The organism is Bradyrhizobium sp., assembly GCF_019242285.1.
Classification (GTDB): Bacteria; Pseudomonadota; Alphaproteobacteria; order Rhizobiales; family Xanthobacteraceae; genus Bradyrhizobium.
Genome location: NZ_JAFAVV010000286.1, coordinates 1 through 2028 on the forward strand (window position 1 = coordinate 1; position 2028 = coordinate 2028).

The window sequence follows — 2028 nt, forward strand, 5'->3', positions numbered from 1 at the left end:
GCCTCAGCAAGAACACCGTGGCCGATATCGTCAAACGCCACCGCGCTGAGCCGGCTCAGATCGTTTGACCACTACTTTGCATCCGGTGACATGAATGGCGACACTGGTGGCGAATTCGGCGGCGGTTCAAGCTGCGGGCCGGAGCGCGGCGAAGCGCGAAACGCGTGTTCTCGCCACGGGGGTGCCGGCGAGCCATTCCGTGACCCGGACCAGGTTGACGGCCGCGGCCGTGATGACGTGCTGGAGGTGCGTCTTGGCCAGGCCGATGTAGCGGGAGCGGCGCAAGCCGCAGCGGCTGATGGCCTGAGCGTGGGTACCCTCGATGCCGGCACGCGCGACGTAGCTCGCCCGAAATGCCTCGGTCTCTTGGTGCCGGCGCGCGCCTTGCAGCGCCTCGAAGTGCTCGCGCGCCTGCAGGCCGATGATGCGCGGCTCGCGCTTGGCCCGGGTGCAACGCGGGCGCAGCGGGCACGGCGTGCAGTCCCGCCGCGCGAAGCGCGCCTCCCATATCATGCCGTTCTTGGGCCAAGTGTTCGGCAGCCAGGAGATGCTCTCGTGGCCCGCCGGGCAGGTCACCACCTTGCGCTCCCAGTCCACCCGGAACGCGGCCTTGGTCAGCCCGCCTTCGCGTGCCTGCCAGCTCGGGTCATTGGCAACCGGACCAATAATGCTGATATCGTAGCGTCGCTGGCTTCCTACCAGCACGTGCGAGTCGGTGTAGCCTTTGTCCACCAGGTGCTCTGACGGCAACAGGCCGCGCCGCTCCAGCGACGCGTGCACAACCGCGACCATGTTGTCGTCCGGTGTCGTCGCGGGTGTCGTCTCGACGTTGATGATGAGGTGCGGCCCCGCGCAGGCCGGGTCGCACGTTTCGGTCAGCTGTGCCTTGTAACCGATCCAGTCCGCTTCCCGCTTCGTGCTGTAGCGGGCGTCCGGGTCGTAGGGCGAGCAGACCTGCTCGGCGCAGGGCGGCAACTCGTCGGTTTCGCGCCAGCGCAGCCGTCCCGTCTCTTCGGCATACTGTGCCGCCCAGACCTGGCGCAGGATCGCCACCTTGGGCAACCGCACCAGCTCCGGCTGCTCCGTGGCGGCGTCGATCGCATCCAGTAGGAACTGGCCGTCGGCGCCGATCTCGGCGGCGAGTGCCGCGCGCGCCGCCTCGGTCTTGGGCAGGCGGTAGTTCTCCACCCTGCGGCCATACCGCTCGTACCAGTCGGGCGGGGCGAGCGCCTGCAGCCACTCCGGCGCGACCGTGGCCAACTCGTTCAGCGCTGCCCGCAGTGTCTCGCCGACGCGCTCGAGCCGGTTCAGCATGCGCACGGCGGCAAGTACGTGGGTGCTGTCCGTGCGCTGGCGTCCACGCGCCTTGACCAGGCCCTGCTCCTGCAGGCGCTGCAGCAAGGTGTCGAGCAGGAGACGCTCAGCGCCGCCCGCGACCAGGCGCGTGCGGAACTCGCTCAGCACCGTGTGGTCGAACCCCGGGTCACTGAGAGTGAGCCCGAGCGCGTATTTCCAGTCGATCCGGCCCCGCACGGCGTCGGCCGCCTCGCGGTCGGACAGGTTCTCGACGAACTGCAGCACGGTCGCCAGCGCCAGCCGGCCCGGTGCTGCGGCGGGCTGGCCGCGGCGGGGGAAGTGGGCTGCGAACTGGCCGTCCTGGTAGACCGGGCCGAGCGCGTCGGCGATGCGCAGGCAGAGCGTGCCCTTGGGAAACGCCGCTCGCGCGACGCGGCGGGTCTCCTCGGGCACAGCGGGCGGGGCTTGCGGGCGCAGCGACATGGCATCGGCCTCCGAAACGACGGGGCCGCATCATCGGCCCGCACGCCCGAACCCGCCGTCACGACCGGGAGATCGCTAAGCCGGCGAATTCGCCACCAGTGTCGACATTCGTGCCATCAGATGCAAAGTAGCGGCTGATCCCGGACTGTCAGACGCCGTGCAGCGATAGCTGGCCTGCGGTGGCTGGCGGCATAGGCGGATCGAGGGGCAGGCGGGCGCTCATGTCGAGCTGGAAGGTGCCGTAGGGGT

The 2028-nt window shown here is 69.7% G+C and carries 1 protein-coding gene; it reads right to left on the reverse strand.

Annotated elements, in window-relative coordinates; genetic code table 11:
• Positions 1–126: 126 nt before the first annotated feature.
• The gene (locus JOY90_RS10955) at positions 127–1779 is read right to left on the reverse strand and encodes an IS1182 family transposase (protein WP_291691155.1); all 1653 of its coding nucleotides are present in this window, start codon (positions 1777–1779) and stop codon (positions 127–129) included.
• Between the last annotated feature and the right edge of the window lie 249 nt (positions 1780–2028).